Below are 18,842 nucleotides of genomic sequence, written 5' to 3'. Positions count from 1 at the left end.
CAAAGAGGGACGAATATGGCGCTATGCAGCATTGAAGAGGCCATCGAGGACATTCGCCAGGGGCGGATGATCATCCTCGTGGATGACGAAAACAGGGAAAATGAAGGTGACTTGACCATTGCCGCCGAGAGCGTGACCCCGGAGGTCATCAACTTTATGGCCATTCACGGCCGCGGGCTGATCTGTCTGGCCATGGAGCAGGAGCTGGTGCAAAAGCTGGAATTGCCCATGATGTCCACGCGCAATGAATCCCGTTTCGGAACGGCCTTCACCGTGTCCATCGAGGCGCGCACCGGCGTGTCCACGGGAATTTCCGCCTATGACCGGGCGACCACGATCCTGACTGCCGTGGCCGACGACGCCAAGGCCGAAGACATCGTTTCCCCTGGTCACGTGTTTCCCTTGCGAGCCAGAAAGGGCGGCGTGCTGGTCCGGGCCGGACAGACCGAGGGCAGCGTGGATCTGGCCCGTTTGGCCGGAATGAAGTCCGCGGCGGTGATCTGCGAGATCATGCGCGACGACGGCAACATGGCCCGCATGCCGGATCTGGAAGTGTTCGCGGCCAAACATGACATGAAGATCGCTTCCATCGCCGACCTCATCCGGCACCGGATGAGGCATGATTCGCTCTCCGTGCGCCGGGTGGGCGAGGCCAATTTGCCCACCTGCCACGGCGATTTTCGGGTCTATGCCTATGAGAGCGACGTGGACAACGGCGTGCACCTGGCTCTGGTCAAGGGGACGATTTCTCCGGATGTGCCGATCCTGGTGCGCGTCCACAGCCAGTGTTTGACCGGCGACGTCTTCGGCTCATTGCGCTGCGACTGCGGTCCCCAATTGCAGACCGCCATGCAGACCATTGCCGAGGACGGCAACGGCGTGATTCTCTATATGCGTCAGGAAGGCCGGGGCATCGGTCTGGCCAACAAGATCAAGGCATATTGTCTGCAGGACAACGGCAAGGATACCGTGGAAGCCAACGTGGAGCTGGGGTTTGCTCCGGATCTGCGCGATTACGGTGTCGGAGCGCAAATCCTCGTGGATCTGGGTGTGAGCAAGATGCGCCTGATGACCAACAATCCCAAGAAGATCGTCGGCCTTGAAGGGTATGGCCTGGAAATGGCCGGCCGGGTTCCCGTGGAAGTGCAGGCCTGCGCGGAAAACCTGCAGTACCTGATGACCAAGAAGGAAAAAATGGGCCACATGCTGGATTTCAAAGCAGACAAGGAGAAGACGGATGTACCATCTTGAAACCATTGAAGGCCGCCTGGACGCCACCGGCTTGCGCTTCGCGATTCTGGCCAGCCGGTTCAACGATTTTATCGTGGATCGCCTGGTTGGCGGCGCTGTCGATTATCTGCTGCGCCACGGCGCCGAAAAAAGCGACATCACCCTGATGCGCGTTCCGGGCGCCTACGAAATGCCCCTGGCCGCCAAACGTCTTGCGGAAACGAAAAAATACCACGGCGTGGTTTGCCTTGGCGCCGTGATCCGCGGCTCCACCCCGCATTTTGATTACGTTTCCGCCGAGGTTTCCAAGGGCCTGGCTCAGGTGATGCTGGAGACGGGCGTACCCATTGGCTTCGGCGTGCTGACCACGGACACCCTGGAGCAGGCCATCGAGCGGGCCGGAAGCAAGGCCGGCAACAAGGGCGTTGATGCGGCCGCCGCGACCCTGGAACTGATTCGTGTTTTGGAGCAAGTCTGATTGATGGCCATGGAAACCCCTAAAGTTCATCGCCGATCTGCCCGCAGGCGGGCCCTGCAGTTCGTCTTCTCCATGAATTTCCGGACCTTCGAGGACAAAAAGCAGGTGCAGCGGGCTTTTTTTGAGCTGCCCGTGGATGAGGAGGACTGGAGCGATGAGACCAGCGCCGCGGTTTCGGATCCAGCCCCCCTGACGCTGGAGGACCGGGAATATGCCGCCAAGCTGGCCACCGGAGTCTACCTGTTTCGGGAGGAGATCGACCAAGTCATCCAGCGCTTTTCCAAACATTGGCGGATTGCCCGGATCGCCAAGGCCGAACTGAGCATATTGCGCCTGAGCGTCTATGAAATGCTCCATGAGCCGGACATTCCGCTGCGGGTGAGCATCAATGAGGCCGTGGAACTGAGCAAGGCGTTTGCGGACGACCAATCGTTTCCTTTTGTCAACGGTATTCTGGACGCCGTGGCCAAGGCGGTGAGCCATGGTGAATTTGGGCTTCATAAGCAGTTCTGAACAGTGTCCCCCCCATGTTCGCCATGTCCGAATTCTGGCGGGCCGGGAGCATTTTTCCGGAGCCGGTCAGGCTGAAGTGCGAATACTCACGGATGCGCAGGGACGGACCAGCTGGGCGCTGGACTGGCTTGTGGCCGCACCTGGGGATGTGGCTGCCTGGTCGAAGTTAATGGCAATTCAGATGAATAATCTGGCCTGGCCGGCATGGTGGCTGGATGTCGGGTCATTGCTCCAGACCACAAGTCTGCCCGCGGATTCGGCCCTTGCCAGATGGGGCAATCCCTTCTGGGGAGCCTACCTGGGGGATGCCCTTGTTTTCCTGGATGTCGGCGGACGGCGCAGGATGGTCTATCAGGTCGTGCGGCAATGGGAAGCGCGGATGCCCCACATGCGGTTTTCAACCAAGCATGATCTTGATGCAACGACATGAGACAACGAGGTACGGGAGAGGGAATGGAGAAGGTGACGGATCGTTACGATCCACAATCAGTCGAGGTCAAATGGCAGCGGATTTGGGAAGAGCAGGGCACATTTCATTCCGAAACCGATGCCGCGCTTCCCAAATACTATGTGCTGGAAATGTTTCCCTACCCTTCCGGGCGCATCCACATCGGCCATGCCCGCGTCTATTCCATTGGGGACGCCGTGGCCCGCTTGAAACGGATGCAGGGCTTCAACGTCCTCCATCCCATGGGATGGGACGCCTTTGGTCTGCCGGCGGAAAACGCGGCAATCAAGCACGGGGTTCATCCGGCCAAGTGGACCATGGAAAACATCGACACCATGCGCACCCAGTTGCAGCGGATGGGATATTCCCTGGACTGGCGGCGGGAAGTCACAACCTGCCTGCCTGAATATTACCGCTGGGAGCAGCTTTTTTTCCTGAAGTTTCTCGAGCAAGGCCTTGCATATCGTCACAAGGCCGCCCAGAACTGGTGCGAATCCTGTAACACGGTTCTGGCCAACGAACAGGTCGAGAACGGATTATGCTGGCGCTGCGACACGAAGGTGGAGCAGAAGGAACTGACCCAGTGGTTTTTGCGGATCACCAAATATGCCGAGGAACTGCTCCAGGATCTGAACGGTCTTGAGGGCGGTTGGCCGGAGCGGGTCGTGAGCATGCAGCGCAACTGGATCGGCAAGTCCATCGGCGCTGAAATCGAATTTGCCCTGGAAGAGCCTGCCGAGGACGCAACGCAGTCCATTCGCGTGTTCACCACGCGCCAGGATACGGTATGCGGAGCGACGTTCATGAGCCTGGCCGCCGAACATCCCCTGGTCGAGGAGCTGATCGCGGGGTCGTCGCGGGAAGCGGAAGTCCGCGCTTTTTGCGACAAGGTCCGGAACATGGACAAGATGGTTCGCGGCGCCGAAGACCTGGAAAAAGAGGGCGTGTTCACGGGACGGTATTGCCTGAATCCCTTTACTGGTCGGAAGATGCCCATCTGGGTGGCCAATTTCGTACTCATGGGCTACGGCACCGGCGCGGTGATGGCGGTTCCGGCCCATGATCAGCGCGATTTCGAGTTTGCCCGCAAATACGATCTGGAAGTTCTGCCCGTGATAATCCCCGAGGGCCGGACCATGGACGGGGCGACCATGACCGAAGCCCGGCCGGAACCCGGCCTGCTGGTGGATTCCGGCCCGTTCACGGGCATGGACAACGAAGCGGCCAAGGTGGCCGTGGCCGACCACCTGGAAGCGCATGGCCTAGGCCGACGGGCGATCAATTATCGCCTGCGGGATTGGAACATCAGCCGGCAACGGTACTGGGGCGCGCCCATTCCGGTCATGTACTGCGAATCGTGCGGCGTGGTCCCGGAAAAGGAAGAAAACCTGCCGGTCATCCTGCCTTTGGATCTGCAGGTCCGACCGGACGGACGGTCCCCCCTGCCCGATGCGCAGGATTTCGTGCAGACGACCTGCCACCTCTGCGGCGGGCCAGCCAGGCGGGAGACGGACACCATGGACACCTTTGTGGAGAGTTCCTGGTACTTTTTGCGTTACACGGCCCCCTGGGAGGACGGGAAGCCTTTCCGCGCCGAGGATCTGGCCTACTGGTGTCCGGTGGATCAGTACATCGGCGGGGTGGGGCATGCCATTTTGCACCTGCTCTACGCCAGATTCTGGGTCAAGGCCCTGCGCGACCTGGGTTACGTCGCCATGGACGAGCCGTTCAAGGCCTTGTTGGCCCAGGGCATGGTGCTCAAGGACGGCGCCAAGATGAGCAAGAGCAAGGGCAACGTGGTTTCGCCGGACGAGATGACCCAGCGCTACGGCGCGGACGCGGTGCGCTTGTTCCTGCTGTTTGCCGCACCTGCCGAGCGCGACCTGGACTGGAGCGATTCCGGCATCGAAGGCGCCCAGCGCTTTACGCACCGTTTATGGCGGCTGGTGACGGATCTGGCCCCGGATCTGACCGCCGTTGCTCCATGCTCGGCCTCGGCCCAGGATGCGCAGGCTGCGAAAGTTCCCGAAGCCGTGACCTTGCGGCGCAAGGAGCACGCAACCGTAGTCAAGGTGGCTGGAGACATCGCCGACCGTTTTCAATTCAATACGGCGATTTCCGCGGTCATGGAACTGGTGAACACCATGTACCAGGTTAAGGACGTTTTGCGCACCACCGATGCCGGCAAAAAAATGCTGTCCTCGGCAGTGGCCTCCACCCTGGTGGTACTCTCTCCGGTGACGCCGCATCTGTGCGAGGAAATGTGGCAGCTTGTCGGCCATGCCGATCTGCTTTCCCACCAGTCCTGGCCCGCCCATGACCCCCAGGCTCTCATCCAGGACGAGGTGACCATAGTGGTTCAGGTGGACGGCAAGGTTCGCTCCAAGATGACCGTTGCCGCGGATGCTTCCGGAGAACAGGTTCAACGTGAGGCCCTGGCCAGCGAAAACATTCAAAAACACATTTCCGGCCGGGAAGTCGCCAAGATGGTCTTCGTGCCCGGCAAGCTGCTGAACATCGTCACCCGGAAATGATGACCCTTCAGGAGCGCAACGACACGTCGCCAAGGCGAGTCCGTCGTTGCGCTCCATCTTCCGTGATCTCCATGCTTAGTTGAGAATCAATCGTTATCATCATCAATCCCATCCCTCATTCCTGACGGTACCGCATGTCCCGCGCTCCCTTCTTTTTCTGTATCTGCCCTGATCCCTGGATGATGCAACGGGAGATCAACCGGCTGATCAGCGCCGCCGGATGCGCACAGTGGAGCAGGACGACGTTCTGGGCTGACGAGCCTCTGGAATCCGGCTTCTGGACCATGCTTTCCATGCCCGGTTTGCTCAGCCTGCTGGGCAAGGGCCGGGTTCTGGTCCTGCGCCGGGCCAATGCCCTGACCGTCAAGGTCTGGTCGGATCTTGAGCCGTTGCTGCGCAAGGCCAAGCCGGATTTGTGGGTGTTTTTCTGCCTGGAAGGAGATTGGAAGGGCAGGACGCCGGCCGTGCCCGCGGTTCTGGCCAAGCAGAGTTTTTACAAGGCTGCCCGCAAGAAGAAGTGGTACTGGGAATTCCCGGGCATGACGCCGCAGACGCTGCGTTCGGAACTGCAAAGCTGGGCCGGCCGCCGGGGCATTTCCATTGCGCCGAATGTCGCGGAAAGGATGGCCGCCCTGTTGCCCCTGGACGGCGCTCGGTTCGGCAACGAGTTGCTGAAGCTGGAACTGCACCTGGGCGAGCGACGTCAGGTGGAGGACGCGGACCTGCATCTTTTGGGCGAAGCGTCGGCCATGGATAATTTTGCCTTTCTGAAGGCGGCGTTGCGTTCCCCGGCCAACCCCGAAATCTGGCGAACCGTACTGGCGGATCACGAGGCCGGCGGTTCCGGAATGCTCATGCCGATCCTGGGGCTGTTGCAATGGGAAATGCGTACCCTCGGGATGCTCAACGCGGGTGAGGACGCTTCAGTTTCCTTGCCGCCGAGCATCAAGGACGACAAGCGACGATTGGCCAGGCAGATGGGCGAGCAGGGCATCGCCGCGATTATCAACCTGGTTTTCCAGGCGGAAAAGGACCTCAAATCCGGACGCAAACAAGCGGACCAGATTCTGGAGTTTCTCGTTTCCAATCTCTCCAGGCATTCTCAAACTCAGAGATAACAGCTCGTTGAACCTGTTCCAGGTTCATATCGTTCTCCACACCTTCCTTCCTCGCCATTCTTCGTCCAATTTGCCGTCCATCAGGGCGCAAAAAGGCTACTGAAGGCTTCAAACGGTTTGCTTTCAAGGTTTTTGTTGATACAAACCGTTCCTACGGCCATGTTTTTTGAAAAATATGGTTTGTTGGGCGAATTTTCATTGCCATAACCAGCATCCATACCTATATGCCCATGGACAAGCATTATCTCGGACACCGGAAACGGCTCAAGGCCCGCCTTGCCGAAAACTCGCAGGGGTTGGCGGATTACGAAGTCATGGAACTTCTCCTCGGGTATGCCCTGCCTCGCAGGGACACCAAGCAGCTGGCCAAGGAGATGCTGACCCGTTTCGGCTCGTTGCGCGGCATCTATTACGCCCGTCCGAACGAACTGGAAGGGGTTCCCGGGATGAGTTCCAGCGTGATCGTCCTGCTGGATGTCTGGCGTGAATTTTGGGGAAGGGTGCAGGAGGGGGCGGTCCAGGAACGCCACGTCTTCAGCCACCCCCGGACCGTGGCTGATTTTGCCATTGCTCGTCTGGGCCACGAGTTGACCGAGCAGTTTTGGGTGGCCCTGGTGGACAACAAGAATCGTCTTGTGCAGTGGCGCCAAGTCAGCCGGGGAACCGTGGACCAGACGCCGGTCTATCCCAGAGAGATCTTGCGCATGGTTCTGCACCATCAAGCCAGCGGGTTGATCCTGGTGCACAATCACCCTGGCGGGGATCCGAAACCGTCCATCCAGGATCAGGAATTGACGCGGAAAATGCAGCGTGCGGCCCAGGAAATGGATATCCGGGTTCTGGATCATATCATCGTCACGGAATCCGACTACTTCAGTTTCCAGGCCCAAGGCTTGCTTTGACGGAACAGGAGGTACGTTCGTGAAGGAATTGCATGCATACGTTTCCGGCCGCGTTCAGGGTGTTTTTTTTCGGGCGTGGACGAGAAACCAGGCCCGCCAGCTCGGATTGACCGGATGGGTCCGGAATGTATCCGATGGACGTGTTGAAGTGACGGCTCAAGGGCCGGATCATGTCCTGAAAATGTTTCAGAGACGGCTTGGCGAAGGTCCGCCCATGAGTCGCGTGGACGGAGTAGACGTGACATACCAGGAAGGCGACGAACCGTTTGCCGGTTTTGAAATCACCGCGTCATCACGGTGATGAGCTGTCGAATTAAGCATGATAAAGCCATGATTCGTTTGGATAAAAGTCATTGTGCGCCGGCTCAAGCAGGACCAGTTCCCGCCGATGATAATTTTCCGAAGAAACTAAGAATGAGATAAATCCAAAGGAGTATTTCAATATGAGTACCAACGATGATACCCCGCATGTGGAAGTCATTAATGAATCCGAGGAGCAGGAGGCGCATGTGAAACTTGGGTCCTCCGTGGAGCCGGTTTCCGAATCCGAAGATCGAGACGGCGGCAACGTCGGTCAGGAACTGCCCCAGAATGTTCCCCTGCTGCCGGTGCGGGACGTGGTGGTCTTCAACTACATGATCCTGCCGCTATTCGTCGGACGGGAACGGTCCATTCTCGCCGTGGACGCCGCGCTGAATTCCAACAGGCACATTCTGATCGCCACCCAGAAAGAAGAAAAAACCGACGACCCCGGTCCGGAAGAGGTGCATTCCGTGGGCACCCTGGCCACGATCATGCGCATGCTGAAAATGCCGGACGGGCGCTTGAAGGTGCTGGTCCAGGGCGTGACCCGGGCGCGGATCACCGGGTATGTTCAGAATGAACCCTTTCACATGGTGGAGATCGAGCCGATCATGGAAGAGGAGGTGCGGGAGCCGACGCCGGAATTGGAGGCCATGGTCCGCACCGCCAGGGAACAGAGCGAAAAAATCCTGTCGTTGCGGGGCATCGCCTCTCCGGACGTTCTGGCCGTTCTGAACAACGTGGAGGAGCCGGGCCGATTGGCGGACCTTATCGCCTCCAATCTTCGGATGAAGGTCGAGGACGCCCAGGAAATCCTGGCTTGCGAGGACCCTGTCCAGCGCCTGGCTTTGGTCAACCGGCAACTGCTCAAGGAAGCCGAAGTCGCGGAGATGCAGGCCAAGATCCAGAACATGGCCAAGGAAGGAATGGACAAGGCCCAGCGGGAATTTTTCCTGCGCGAGCAGCTCAAGGCCATACGCAAGGAGTTGGGTGATTCCGGGGAGAGTGACGAGGATCTTGAGGAGCTGCGGGCTTCCCTGAAAAAGGCAGGCCTGCCCAAGGACGTACGCAAGGAAACGGACAAGCAGTTGAAACGGCTGGAATCCATGCATCCGGAATCCTCCGAGGCCACGGTAATTCGAACTTATCTGGACTGGATCGTGGAGCTGCCTTGGAAGAAGTTGTCCAAGGATCAATTGATCATCCAGAAGGCCAAGGAAGTCCTGGACGACGACCATTATGGGCTGGACAAGGTCAAGGACCGGATTCTGGAATATCTCAGCGTGCGCAAGCTCAATCCGGACATGAAGGGCCCGATCCTTTGCTTTGTCGGCCCGCCCGGCGTGGGCAAGACCTCGCTTGGGCGTTCCATTGCCGGTTCACTCGGCCGCAAATTCGTGCGCATGTCTCTTGGTGGAATCCGGGATGAGGCGGAAATTCGGGGCCATCGTCGGACTTATATTGGTTCCATGCCCGGCAGGATCATCCAGAGCATCAAGCAGGCCGGCACGCGCAACCCGGTGATCATGCTGGACGAAGTGGACAAGGTCGGCACGGATTTTCGCGGCGACCCGTCCTCGGCACTGCTGGAAGTGCTGGACCCGGAACAGAATTCCACCTTCAGCGACCATTACCTGAACGTCCCATTCGACCTCTCCAAGGTCATGTTCATCTGTACGGCCAATGTGCTGGACACCATCCCGTCGGCCTTGTTGGACCGGATGGAGGTCATCCGGATTCCGGGCTATACGGAAGTGGAAAAGGTCAAGATCGCAAAGCGTTACCTGTTGCCGAGGCAGATCAAGGAAAACGGGCTGAAGCCGGAGGACGTGGAGATTCCGGACCAGATCATCGGCAAGATCATCCGTGAATATACGCGGGAGGCCGGACTGCGCAATCTTGAACGGGAACTGGGTACCGTCTGCCGCAAGCTGGCCCGCAAGGTGGCCGAAGATGAGTCAGGACCGTTCGTGGTGACCGGCAGGATGGTTACCAAGCTGCTGGGCGTGCCCAGATTTCTGGAAAGCGAGAAGGACAAGGAGCTTTACCCGGGCGTGGCGCTTGGTCTGGCCTGGACTCCGGTGGGAGGAGAGGTGCTGCATGTGGAAGTGAGCACCATGCCCGGCAAGGGCAAGTTGATTCTGACCGGGCAGTTGGGCGACGTGATGAAGGAGAGCGCCCAGGCCGCGCTCAGCATCGCCCGGAGCCGTGTCAAGGCGTTGGGTCTGGATCCGGATTTCGCGGAGAAAAATGATATCCATATCCACGTTCCCGCCGGAGCAACCCCCAAGGACGGGCCGTCCGCCGGGGTGACCCTGGTTGCGGCCCTGCTTTCGGCCCTGACCAACATTCCGGTGAAGAACGACCTGGCCATGACCGGCGAGATCACGTTGCGGGGCCGGGTGATGCCGGTGGGCGGGATCAAGGAAAAGATTCTGGCGGCCGTGGCGCATCAATTGAAAACCGTCCTGATTCCTGTCCAGAACAAAAAGGATTTGCAGGAAGTGCCCAGTGAACTGCTCCGCAAGATCAAGGTTCGGTTCGTGGAACATGTGGACGAACTCTGGCCCCTGGTTTCCAGCGCAAGTCAAAAATAACGGCGGAATCCGTCGACATCGTCAAGCCAAAGGCCGTCTTTCGAGGCGGCCTTTGGCCTTTGGCATGCACGAAACTCTTACACCAGAGACCATTTTATCTAGCTTTTGCGTCTCGTTACTGATGCGCCGGCCTCGTAAACCGGACATCTGACATGGATTGCCGGTGAATGCCTTCAGGGTTGCGCGGAGGCGGATTGCTGATCAGGCTCGATGGAGGTCAGGCGGATGCTGCGGCGTCGCTCCAGGGGTAGGAAGATATCAAAACGCGCACCCTGTCCCGGTTTCGAGAGCACGTGGGCCTGGCCGTCATGATTGTCGATGATTCGTTTGAGAATGGCCAGATCTATGCCGGCGCCTTGGGGTTTGGTGCTGAAAAAAGGGTGGAAAATGGAGGGAAGGTGCTCTTCCGGGATGCCGGGACCATTGTCCTGAACGCTGAAGACGTACCATGAAGACCTGCAATGTCCTGTGACGCGGATTTCCCCGCCTCTGGGCAGGATTTCAAGGGCATTTTCCAGGAGAATGCATACGACTTTGGTGATCAAACCTTGATCCATGAGCAGCTGCATGGGTTCCACGTCGATACTGCACCGGACTTCGGCCGCGCGCATTTCCCGGGCAAGGGATGCGACACTTGCCTCCACCACCTGTTCGGTTGATGTGCTGTTCAGTGCAGGCTTGGGTGGATGGGTGAAGAATTCGATTTTGCGGACGATGTTTTCAATTTTTCGCAAGTTGTCCACAATGCACCGATATGATGCGTCGTCCTCGTCCGTAGCCTTGCAGGAGGCGTACATCTTGCGCAGATAGCCGCCGATGATCAGCAGGGGATTGCGAATTTCATGGCCGACCCCATTGGCAACCCGCAGTAAATCTTGATAGCCGAGCTCTTGCAGGACGTTCTCCATTTGTTTCTGGCGGTCGATGTCCTGGACGTGGAGCAGCAGCAGAGGCTGGGCTTCGTGGTCATATTTCCGCAGATGGATCATGGCCATGAAACGGGTTCCGTTGCGGCGCAGGAGCATCGCTTCTTCGTTCACGGCGCCTTTGTTCCAGGCCAAGCGGAGCAGGTTGCGGCAGAAAATTTCGGTATCTTCCGGGAGAAAGAAAATACTCAGGCTCCGGTCGCAAAACCAGTTCGGCACGTGGCCGAAAGTCGTCTGGGCTTCGGAATTCGCGTACAGTATGGTGCCGTCCGCGGAGCAAATGAAGGCGGCATGCGGCAAGGATTCCAGGAACTGTTGCAATAAGTGCGGATAATCGATCTGGTCGGGCAGGAGCGTCGGCATGGGAACCTCTTGTCGATGATGATCGGCAAAATGAAGGTAAGCATTTGCGGCCCACATGGAAAGAAGTTTGTCTGATGGGGTACATAACAAACGGAAGGGAGGAAATCATGAAGGAAATACAGGTGCAGGCACGGACATTGATGAAGGGGTTCTGTCGGGTTTGTCCGGTATGTGACGGACGGGTTTGTGCCGGGGAAGTCCCGGGCATGGGCGGTTTGGGAACCGGATCCTCATTTCAGGACAATGTGCGGGCCCTCTCGGAAATCCAACTGAACATGCGCTGTCTGCACGACGTCTCGCAGCCGGATCTGTCTGTGTCCATCCTGGGATTCGATCTGTCCATGCCGGTATTGGCCGCGCCCATCGGTGGCGTATCCTTCAACATGGGCGGCGGCATGGCTGAAGAGGAATATATCCTGGCCAAGCTCACGGCCTGTGTCGAAGCCGGGACAATCGGCTGCACGGGTGACGGCGTCCCGCCCGTCATCCATGAAAGCGGATTTGCCGCGGTCAAGGCCCTGGATGGCCGGGGCATTCCGTTCATCAAGCCCTGGGAGGACGAGGAACTGTTCGCCAAGCTGGACAAGGCTCTGGATGCCGGAGCAACCGTCGTGGGCATGGACGTGGATGCCGCCGGCCTGATCACCTTGCGCAAGATGGGCCGGCCGGTCTCGCCCAAGCCCGTCGCCGAGTTGGCGGAGGTGATTCGCCGCACCAAGGCCAAGTTCGTGGTCAAGGGGATCATGACGCCTGACGAAGCCAAGATGTGCGTGGATGCCGGTGCCGCGGCAATCGTGGTTTCCAACCACGGAGGACGCGTTCTGGATGGAACTCCCGGCACGGCCAGGGTTTTGCGCGGGGTGGCTGACGCCGTTCGCGGTCAGATCACCGTGCTGGCCGACGGCGGCGTGCGTTCCGGCGCCGATGTCCTGCGCATGCTTGCCCTTGGGGCGGACGCGGTACTCATCGGCCGACCGTTTTCAGTGGCCGTGCTAGGAGGCGGAAAGGACGGCGCGGCAACGTATCTGGAAAAGATCCGTCAGGAGCTGACCCAATGCATGGTGCTCACCGGCACGGCCAAGGCCGGCGAGGTGAGTCCTGGAATCATCCGGACAGTGGAGAGGTGATGATTGGCGGCACGCCTTGAATCTTTCAACGTCCATCCGAGCGGGGAAGGGCAGGGATGATCCGTTCTGGAACATGATCTGAAAACCCCATTGGAAAAGTCAGGGCGGAAACTGCGGCATACGAGGTTTCCGCCCTTTTTCAGGATGATGCGCGTCGACTTGCAATCAGATCATCCGACGACTGGCCGTCAGGTAATCAGAACAAAAAATCCAGCACGTACCGGCCGCCCGTGAAGACCAGAATCACTGCCAGCATCCATTTGATGTACACGGCGGGAACGAACTTTTGCATCCTGGCGCCGGCGTACATGCCGATCATCCCGCCGGCTCCCATCAGGATGCCCAAAGCCCAGTCCGGGGCCACGGCCATGTGCGGGTAGAACGGGGCAATGACCTGATAGAAGATGGCGGCCACCACGGATGTCAGAAAGGTGCCCATCAGGCAGGCGCCGGCAATGGTGTACACGGGCAGGCAGAAGATGGTCACGAAGAACGGCGCGATGATGGCGCCGCCGCCGATGCCGTACATCCCCCCGACCACGCCGACAATGGCGCTGAGAAGGAAAATGCCCATGGTCGGGGCCTGGATGGTCTCTCCGTAAAAGGTGTACTCGATCCTGGAAAGGGTGAAGCTGTTCATGGCCACGCAGGGCAGGGACCTGCCAACCGCCTCGGCCGAGGATTGTTCCTTGCGGAATCCGGCCACCAGTTGTTGGAAGCGTTTTTCCGAGGAAGCCTTATCCTGGCCCGAAGCAGGTTTCTTAAGCAGGGAGCGGGCTACCAGAAAGCCGATGTACAACAGCACCAGACCGGCGAAGAACTTGAAATGCGTTGGGTCCGGCAGGTAGCGCACCCGCAGGATGACGCCCACTAGGACGCCGGGTACCGTCCCGGCAATAACCACCCAGGTCAGGGGCCAGACCATTCGGCCTTCCCGGATGAACCGGTAGACGCCGCTGGGAATTGCCACAATGTTGAAGAGATGGTTGGTGGCGCTGACCGCCGGGGTGACGAATCCGAGAACGCTCATCTGGAAGGGCAGCAGCAGGTTGGCCCCGGACACGCCGCCCATGGAGCAGATGAAGGCCACGAAAAATCCGGCCACAAAGGGAATCCAGGGCGCAACTTCAATTCCGGCCACGGGAAACAGCATAACAACCTCCTAAATCACGCGATTTCCGGCTATCCGGAATCGAAGAAGGGAGTGAAAGCAGGATCAGGGCATTTTCAGAGCACGTGATTAAACTGACTGACACGAAAACTGCAATTAAGGTGTCAATTGTCGCCTACATCCGCCGGACTGCCATGTCAATATGTCTGAGCGGAAGAGCGAATCAGCGTTCTTTCTTGCCCTGGCGAAGTTGTCGCCTTATGAATCGGCATCCGCGCCATGGTCCGAGGTGTCGCGATAATCCAGCATGGGGAATAACCGTGGATTCATTCTTTGACGACGACAGTCGCAGCCGGTTCCGAACCGGCACGCATTTTTCCGTCCCGCCAGACGTGAAAATGCTGGACTCAGTGCAGCTTGCGGAAATGGAACGTTCCTTTCGCAACTGGGTAAACGATTCCGTGCGCCAGGACGTGCGCAGGTCCAGGAGGCGGATTCTGCTCATATTCTTGCTGATCCGCCATACCGGAGCAAAACTGCATGAGATTCTGGAACTGCAGGTAACGGACATCAACCTGGAAGAGCGGGTTGTCAGAGTGGGAGGCGAGGGGGCGGAGAATTCCAGGCAGGTTGAAATTCCGGATGATCTGGTGGAAGAATTGCGGCAGTTCCTGGCATCGGATGGAATATCGCCCGGCAAGGCCTTGTTCAGGGTCGATCCGGGTCATGTACGACGCAAGTTCTACGAACGGGCCGAGTCCTGCGGGCTGCCCAGGGAGTTCGGCAACCCCAGCGCACTGCGGCGGGCGCGCTCCGTGGAATTGCTGCGGGGCAACCTGCCGCTGCCCGTAGTGCAGAAGCTCCTCGGCCACTCCACGCCCAACCTGACCGCTGCTTTTCTGGATGTTTCCGACGAGGAGATGCACCATGCGGTCCGGCGACATATCGACCGCGAAAGCCGGAAAAGGACCAGTGCCAGGAACTTTTTCTTCGGCAAGATCAGTGAAATCATCCAGGGTGATATCCAGTCCGAGGTGATCCTCCTGACCCTGGGCGGCCTGCGCATTTCCTCGATCATCACAAACGGCAGCTTGAAACGGATGCGTTTGGCAGTCGGGACTTTCGTCACCGCGGAGATCAAGGCGCCGTGGGTGTTCATCGCAGCAACCGAGGAGGCAGCCGCCAACAGTGCCGAGAACCGGCTGCGGGGAACGATCATGGAGGTCAATGCCGGACGGGTGAATGCGGAAGTTTTGCTGCGTCTCGAGGATGGAACCGAGATCTGCTCGGTGATTACCGCCGACAGCTGCCGGCGTCTCGGCCTGCGGGTGAACGGCCCGGCCTGGGCGCTGTTCGGCGCGTATTCGGTAATCTTGAATCTCGAATAGCCTGGCAGGGATCGAACGTGGACCGGAAAAGGGAACCGCTCGCTTTGCTCAGGACGCCAAGGCCGCCAAGTAAAAATTTCTTTCTTCCTTGCGTCCTCGGCGCCTTGAGCGAAGCGGGGGTTCACATTCAAGGTTCTTTTCTTCCACCCTCGTCAATGCGAAAAGGTGCTTCAGCTTGTTCCAACCTCTTACCCGCGGTGGATCGTTCCGCCCGCACCTTCACCAGTTCCCCCACGATGCTCAGGGCGATTTCGGCAGGCGTTTCGGCGTGGATGTCCAGGCCGATGGGGCAATGGACGGCGTCCAGTTGGGATTGGTTGAACCCCTGGCGGCGCAGGGCCGCATAAATGGCGTCGCGTTTACGGCGGCTGCCGATCATGCCGATGTAGCCGGCTCTGGCGGGCAAAGCCTGGGCCAGGATGTCCATGTCGTGGCTGTGTCCCCGGGTGATGATCACGATGTAGCAGTTGTCGGTGATCCGGCGACTATCCAGGGCCGTGGCGAGGCTCTCCGGAACATGCACGGCCCGGGCGTTGGGGAAGCGCTGTCGATTGGCAAACTCCGGCCGATCGTCGTAGACCTCCACCCGAAAACCCATTCGGTGGGCCAGAGCTGCGACCTCCATGGAAACGTGTCCCGCGCCGAAAAGATGCACTGTTTCCGGATTAAGCACCGGCTCGACAACCAAGCGCACATTTTCCATATCGAACAGGACCGTGTTTTTTAGGGTCCGCGCCGCTTCCAGGAGCGGGATGAACGCGGCGGCATTTTCCGGTTCGCGGGGATGAAACACCGGTCCGGAGGGCGTCAGTTCCACCAGCAGCCGCTGGGGGACATATCCTTCATCCTGCTCCTTGCGGTCGTTTTGCAGCAGCGTGGCCAGCAACAATTGCCTGCCTTCAGCACGGAGCCGGTCAAGGGTTCGCAACAGACCGATGGTCCGTTCATCGACGCACACCGGCTCCACCAGCACGTCCAGCACTCCACCGCAAATCATGTCCATGTCGCGAACGTCCTTGCCGGTCAGCTCGAAGCGCCGCAAGAAGGCCTTCCCGGTCCGCAGCGCCTCAATGCCGGCCTGAATGACCTCGGCTTCCAGACGTCCGCCGCCGATGGTCCCCATGATCGAACCGTTGCCGCGCACGGCCATGCAGGTGCCGGCAGTCCGCGGCGCGGAACCGGAAAGACTGACAATGGTGGCCAGGGCCGAGGGTTCGCCGGATTCAAGCAGGGCGAGAATTTCGTTACTTAATTGGTTCATTCGGTGTTTTTCTGTAACTGTACAAGCTGTTCATGGGATAGAGCCGGATACCATTCCGTCTGCGCGAAGATAGAAATGCACGAGGAGGACTGTTCGCACACGGCATGGAATAAGACAAGTCAGGCCTACGAAGATGGAAATTCGGGATTTTGAATCAGAAATCCTGCTCCTGACCGGCAGGTATCCTTTGCAGACAGAAATGGAAAAAGTGTAACTATCGGCACATCCTGGTTAGGCCTCATTCCGACGCTGGATTCCCGCCTTCGCGGGAATGACTCGTATCCAATGCCGTCTCCGAATCAGTCATACCCGCGAAGGCGGGTATTCAGTCTGCATATGCACGGTTTAGCTGAGTATTTACAGTATCTTACAAAAAGTGGCGTGGCTGACGGGATTATGCGTAGCGTTCGCGCAGGATATTCGCGGCCAGGACGATGTTTCTGATCTTGGCCGCGGCAACTTCTTCCACGTTCACGCAGCGGTTGGCGAAGCAGCCGAAGCCGCAGTCCGTGTTCAGAAAGAGCTGCTCGGGCCGGTAGAATTGCATGGCGAGTTCGGTCTTGGCCACGATCTCCTCGGGCGTTTCAGCCACGGTGGTTCGCGGGTTGACCACGCCCAGCCCCAGTTCCCTGGGTCTGTTCGTGCCCGGAACGTTTCCGGAGAGTGCCGAACCGACCACGGCGATTTCTCCGGCTCGGGGAGTGGCGTATTCCAAGACGTACTGATGAATGTGCATCCTGGTCAGGGCCGGCAGGAGGGGCTTGTAGTCTCCGGTCAGCAGGACGTCCTCCCGGGTGCTCCAGTTGCCCCGGCAGATGTGCAGGCCGATGCGCGGTCCCTGCACTCCCTCCATGGTCCGGTTGATCAGTTCCGCGGCGTATTCCAGTTCTTCACCCACATCACGGCGGGTGGCCAAGGTCGCTCACATGAAGGTGCGGCGACCGCATTCCGCGGACATGACCACTTCGGTCAGCACCGGCTCGTCGAATTGGACGAATTCACATCCGGCCGCGGCCAGGTCCAGTAGTTCCTCGCGCAGGATGCGAACCACGTCGTCGCCCATCTCCTTCTGATCGACATAGACGTTCTTGGTATAGCCGGGCACCCACATGGACCGGCTGAGGAGGTAGGGGCCGGGCAGGGTGATCTTTACCGGCTTGTCCGTGAGGCTCTTCACGAATTGGAAGTCCTGCACGGCCAGGGGCTCCCGGCGTTCCAGCCGACCGACGCAGGTGGGGTTGCGGATGGCCGATGCCGGAACATCCAGGGTTCCGAGCAGTTCCTCGAATCCGGATTTGTCCTCCACCTCGTCCAGCATCTCGGCCAGGCTCATCAACCGGGTACCTTCCATCTTTTCGGTGATGAAGGAGTAGAAGTTGTCCCGGCGGTGCTCTCCGTCCACCAGGATGTCCATGCCGGCCTCTTCCTGGATGCGCACGGTGCGCCGCACTTCCTCATCGGCCACGGCGTCGAATTCGGCCCGGGACATCTTGCCCAGCCGCCGGTCGCGCAGGGCCTTGAGCATGTCCCGCGAACGGGGCCAGCTTCCGACTTGTGTTGTGGTAAACATGATCAGACCACCGCGAATTTGATGTTCAGATCGACCGCCTTGGCCAGGGTTGCGGCAATGGGCGAGCGGGCCACGGTCTGCTCCCATGTGGAGCGAACCTTGTTTTCGTTGTCCATGGTCGAGGCAAAGCATTTCACCTCGATGGACGCAAAGGACGGGTCGCCCGGCTCCAGGCCCATGTGAGCCAGGATATTGCGCAACTTGCCCCGAACCGTGATCTCGATATCGTCTACATCCAGCCCTTCCCGGGCGCAGTCCGTGGCAAAGCCGGAACTCAAGGCTCCGCCAAGCGCCCCAAGCAGAGCTTCCACGGCGCAGGGGTGGGCGTCCTTGTCCTTGAAGCTGGCCGGCTGGCCAAGATCCCAGGAGAAGTTTCGGCAATAGACCGTGCTTTTCAGGTTGCCCGTGGAGCGCACCCGCATCCGCCATTCGTAATCCATGGCCTTTTTCTTATCCTCGGCCAAAGCCTGATCGTCCGAGGGCGGCGCGCCGGCGGCCGTTTTGGGCTCGCCCCGGCGCATGAAATACCGGGCATAACCGTCGCCTTCAAGACGTCCGAGATATTCATGACCGGACATCCGGCACCAAGGCGGCAGATCGTCGTTGACCGTGGGTTCGCGAGTGCGCATTTCCAGGATTTCGCCCACTGGGATCTGGAGCATGTTCTCCCGGATCAACAGAATCAATCCGGACCCGCAGTCCAGATCCGCCCCGTCAAAGACCCGCTCCGGCCGCAATTCATTCAAAGCCGCCGCATCAAGGATTTCGGTCATTTCTTTCTCCACGGGCATCTACTCCACAAAATCATGTTAAGCCGGACCTCAGGAGTAGTTGCTATTACAATAGAAATGATCGTGCGGTGCGGATGCCTTCGCCATCTGGAAGATCACGGGGCGAAAGCATCTTTCCCGACGATACACATTTTATTCCGCTTCTTTCTGATCTCTGATTCAGATTTTTCAGATTTCAATCA

16 protein-coding genes are annotated in these 18,842 nt (G+C 59.0%); 11 read left to right on the top strand and 5 right to left on the bottom strand.

Going from position 1 to position 18,842, the window contains the following annotated elements; all coding sequences use genetic code 11:
- The first annotated feature begins 15 nt into the window (after positions 1-15).
- The 9 genes from BLP93_RS12230 (at position 16) to lon (ending at position 10,123) form a co-directional block, all read left to right on the top strand.
- Positions 16-1,251: a bifunctional 3,4-dihydroxy-2-butanone-4-phosphate synthase/GTP cyclohydrolase II gene (locus BLP93_RS12230; RefSeq protein ID WP_092122061.1), complete on the top strand. Its 1,236-nt coding sequence runs from the start codon at positions 16-18 to the stop codon at positions 1,249-1,251.
- Positions 1,238-1,708, top strand: coding sequence for a 6,7-dimethyl-8-ribityllumazine synthase (ribH, locus tag BLP93_RS12225; RefSeq protein WP_092122058.1), 471 nt, complete (start codon positions 1,238-1,240; stop codon positions 1,706-1,708). Before BLP93_RS12230 ends, ribH begins: the two co-directional genes overlap by 14 nt.
- A gap of 9 nt (positions 1,709-1,717) precedes the next feature.
- Positions 1,718-2,221 carry a transcription antitermination factor NusB gene (gene nusB, locus BLP93_RS12220; RefSeq protein ID WP_244148742.1) on the top strand — a complete coding sequence of 168 codons (504 nt, stop codon included), beginning with the start codon at positions 1,718-1,720 and terminating at the stop codon, positions 2,219-2,221.
- Entirely contained in the window at positions 2,190-2,651 is a 462-nt protein-coding gene (locus tag BLP93_RS12215) for a hypothetical protein (RefSeq protein WP_092122052.1), read from the top strand. Before nusB ends, BLP93_RS12215 begins: the two co-directional genes overlap by 32 nt.
- A gap of 23 nt (positions 2,652-2,674) precedes the next feature.
- Positions 2,675-5,203 carry a leucine--tRNA ligase gene (gene leuS, locus BLP93_RS12210; RefSeq protein ID WP_092122048.1) on the top strand — a complete coding sequence of 843 codons (2,529 nt, stop codon included), beginning with the start codon at positions 2,675-2,677 and terminating at the stop codon, positions 5,201-5,203.
- Between the two features lie 134 nt (positions 5,204-5,337).
- Entirely contained in the window at positions 5,338-6,321 is a 984-nt protein-coding gene (locus BLP93_RS12205; protein WP_139162996.1) for a DNA polymerase III subunit delta, read from the top strand.
- A gap of 224 nt (positions 6,322-6,545) precedes the next feature.
- On the top strand, positions 6,546-7,223 hold the full coding sequence (radC, locus tag BLP93_RS12200; protein ID WP_092122042.1) for a RadC family protein: 678 nt from the start codon (positions 6,546-6,548) through the stop codon (positions 7,221-7,223).
- Between the two features lie 19 nt (positions 7,224-7,242).
- On the top strand, positions 7,243-7,524 hold the full coding sequence (locus BLP93_RS12195; protein WP_092122039.1) for an acylphosphatase: 282 nt from the start codon (positions 7,243-7,245) through the stop codon (positions 7,522-7,524).
- A 142-nt stretch (positions 7,525-7,666) separates the two neighbouring features.
- The gene (gene lon / locus BLP93_RS12190; RefSeq protein WP_092122036.1) at positions 7,667-10,123 is read left to right on the top strand and encodes an endopeptidase La; all 2,457 of its coding nucleotides are present in this window, start codon (positions 7,667-7,669) and stop codon (positions 10,121-10,123) included.
- A gap of 173 nt (positions 10,124-10,296) precedes the next feature.
- Here the strand turns inward: lon and BLP93_RS12185 are convergent, their stop codons facing one another.
- Positions 10,297-11,412, bottom strand: coding sequence for a two-component system sensor histidine kinase NtrB (locus BLP93_RS12185; protein ID WP_161946321.1), 1,116 nt, complete (start codon positions 11,410-11,412; stop codon positions 10,297-10,299).
- Positions 11,413-11,519: 107 nt separating this feature from the next.
- Between BLP93_RS12185 and BLP93_RS12180 the strand changes: the two genes are divergently transcribed.
- A complete protein-coding gene (locus tag BLP93_RS12180) occupies positions 11,520-12,539 on the top strand; it encodes an alpha-hydroxy-acid oxidizing protein (RefSeq protein ID WP_092122280.1) in 1,020 nt (339 codons plus the stop codon).
- A 196-nt stretch (positions 12,540-12,735) separates the two neighbouring features.
- On the opposite strand, the gene BLP93_RS12175 is transcribed toward BLP93_RS12180, so the two are convergent.
- Positions 12,736-13,692, bottom strand: coding sequence for a sulfite exporter TauE/SafE family protein (locus BLP93_RS12175; RefSeq protein WP_092122030.1), 957 nt, complete (start codon positions 13,690-13,692; stop codon positions 12,736-12,738).
- A 278-nt stretch (positions 13,693-13,970) separates the two neighbouring features.
- On the opposite strand from BLP93_RS12175, the gene BLP93_RS12170 reads away from it, so the two are divergent.
- Positions 13,971-15,038 (top strand): TOBE domain-containing protein, encoded by a 1,068-nt coding sequence (locus BLP93_RS12170; RefSeq protein ID WP_161946320.1) that lies wholly within the window; start codon positions 13,971-13,973, stop codon positions 15,036-15,038.
- Positions 15,039-15,165: 127 nt separating this feature from the next.
- Here BLP93_RS12170 and BLP93_RS12165 read toward each other — a convergent pair whose 3' ends face one another.
- From BLP93_RS12165 to BLP93_RS12155, 3 genes are all read right to left on the bottom strand, one after another.
- A complete protein-coding gene (locus tag BLP93_RS12165) occupies positions 15,166-16,299 on the bottom strand; it encodes an XdhC family aldehyde oxidoreductase maturation factor (RefSeq protein WP_092122024.1) in 1,134 nt (377 codons plus the stop codon).
- A gap of 394 nt (positions 16,300-16,693) precedes the next feature.
- Positions 16,694-17,869, bottom strand: a complete 1,176-nt coding sequence (locus tag BLP93_RS17445) for a cobalamin-independent methionine synthase II family protein (RefSeq protein WP_279615063.1) — start codon at positions 17,867-17,869, stop codon at positions 16,694-16,696.
- Between the two features lie 2 nt (positions 17,870-17,871).
- The gene (locus tag BLP93_RS12155; protein ID WP_161946319.1) at positions 17,872-18,642 is read right to left on the bottom strand and encodes a sulfurtransferase TusA family protein; all 771 of its coding nucleotides are present in this window, start codon (positions 18,640-18,642) and stop codon (positions 17,872-17,874) included.
- Positions 18,643-18,842: the final 200 nt, after the last annotated feature.

It is taken from the genome of Desulfonatronum thiosulfatophilum (assembly GCF_900104215.1).
GTDB classification, from domain to species: Bacteria; Desulfobacterota; Desulfovibrionia; order Desulfovibrionales; family Desulfonatronaceae; genus Desulfonatronum; species Desulfonatronum thiosulfatophilum.
The sequence above is the reverse complement of the archived record's forward strand: the minus strand, read 5'-3'. Positions and strand labels throughout refer to the sequence as shown.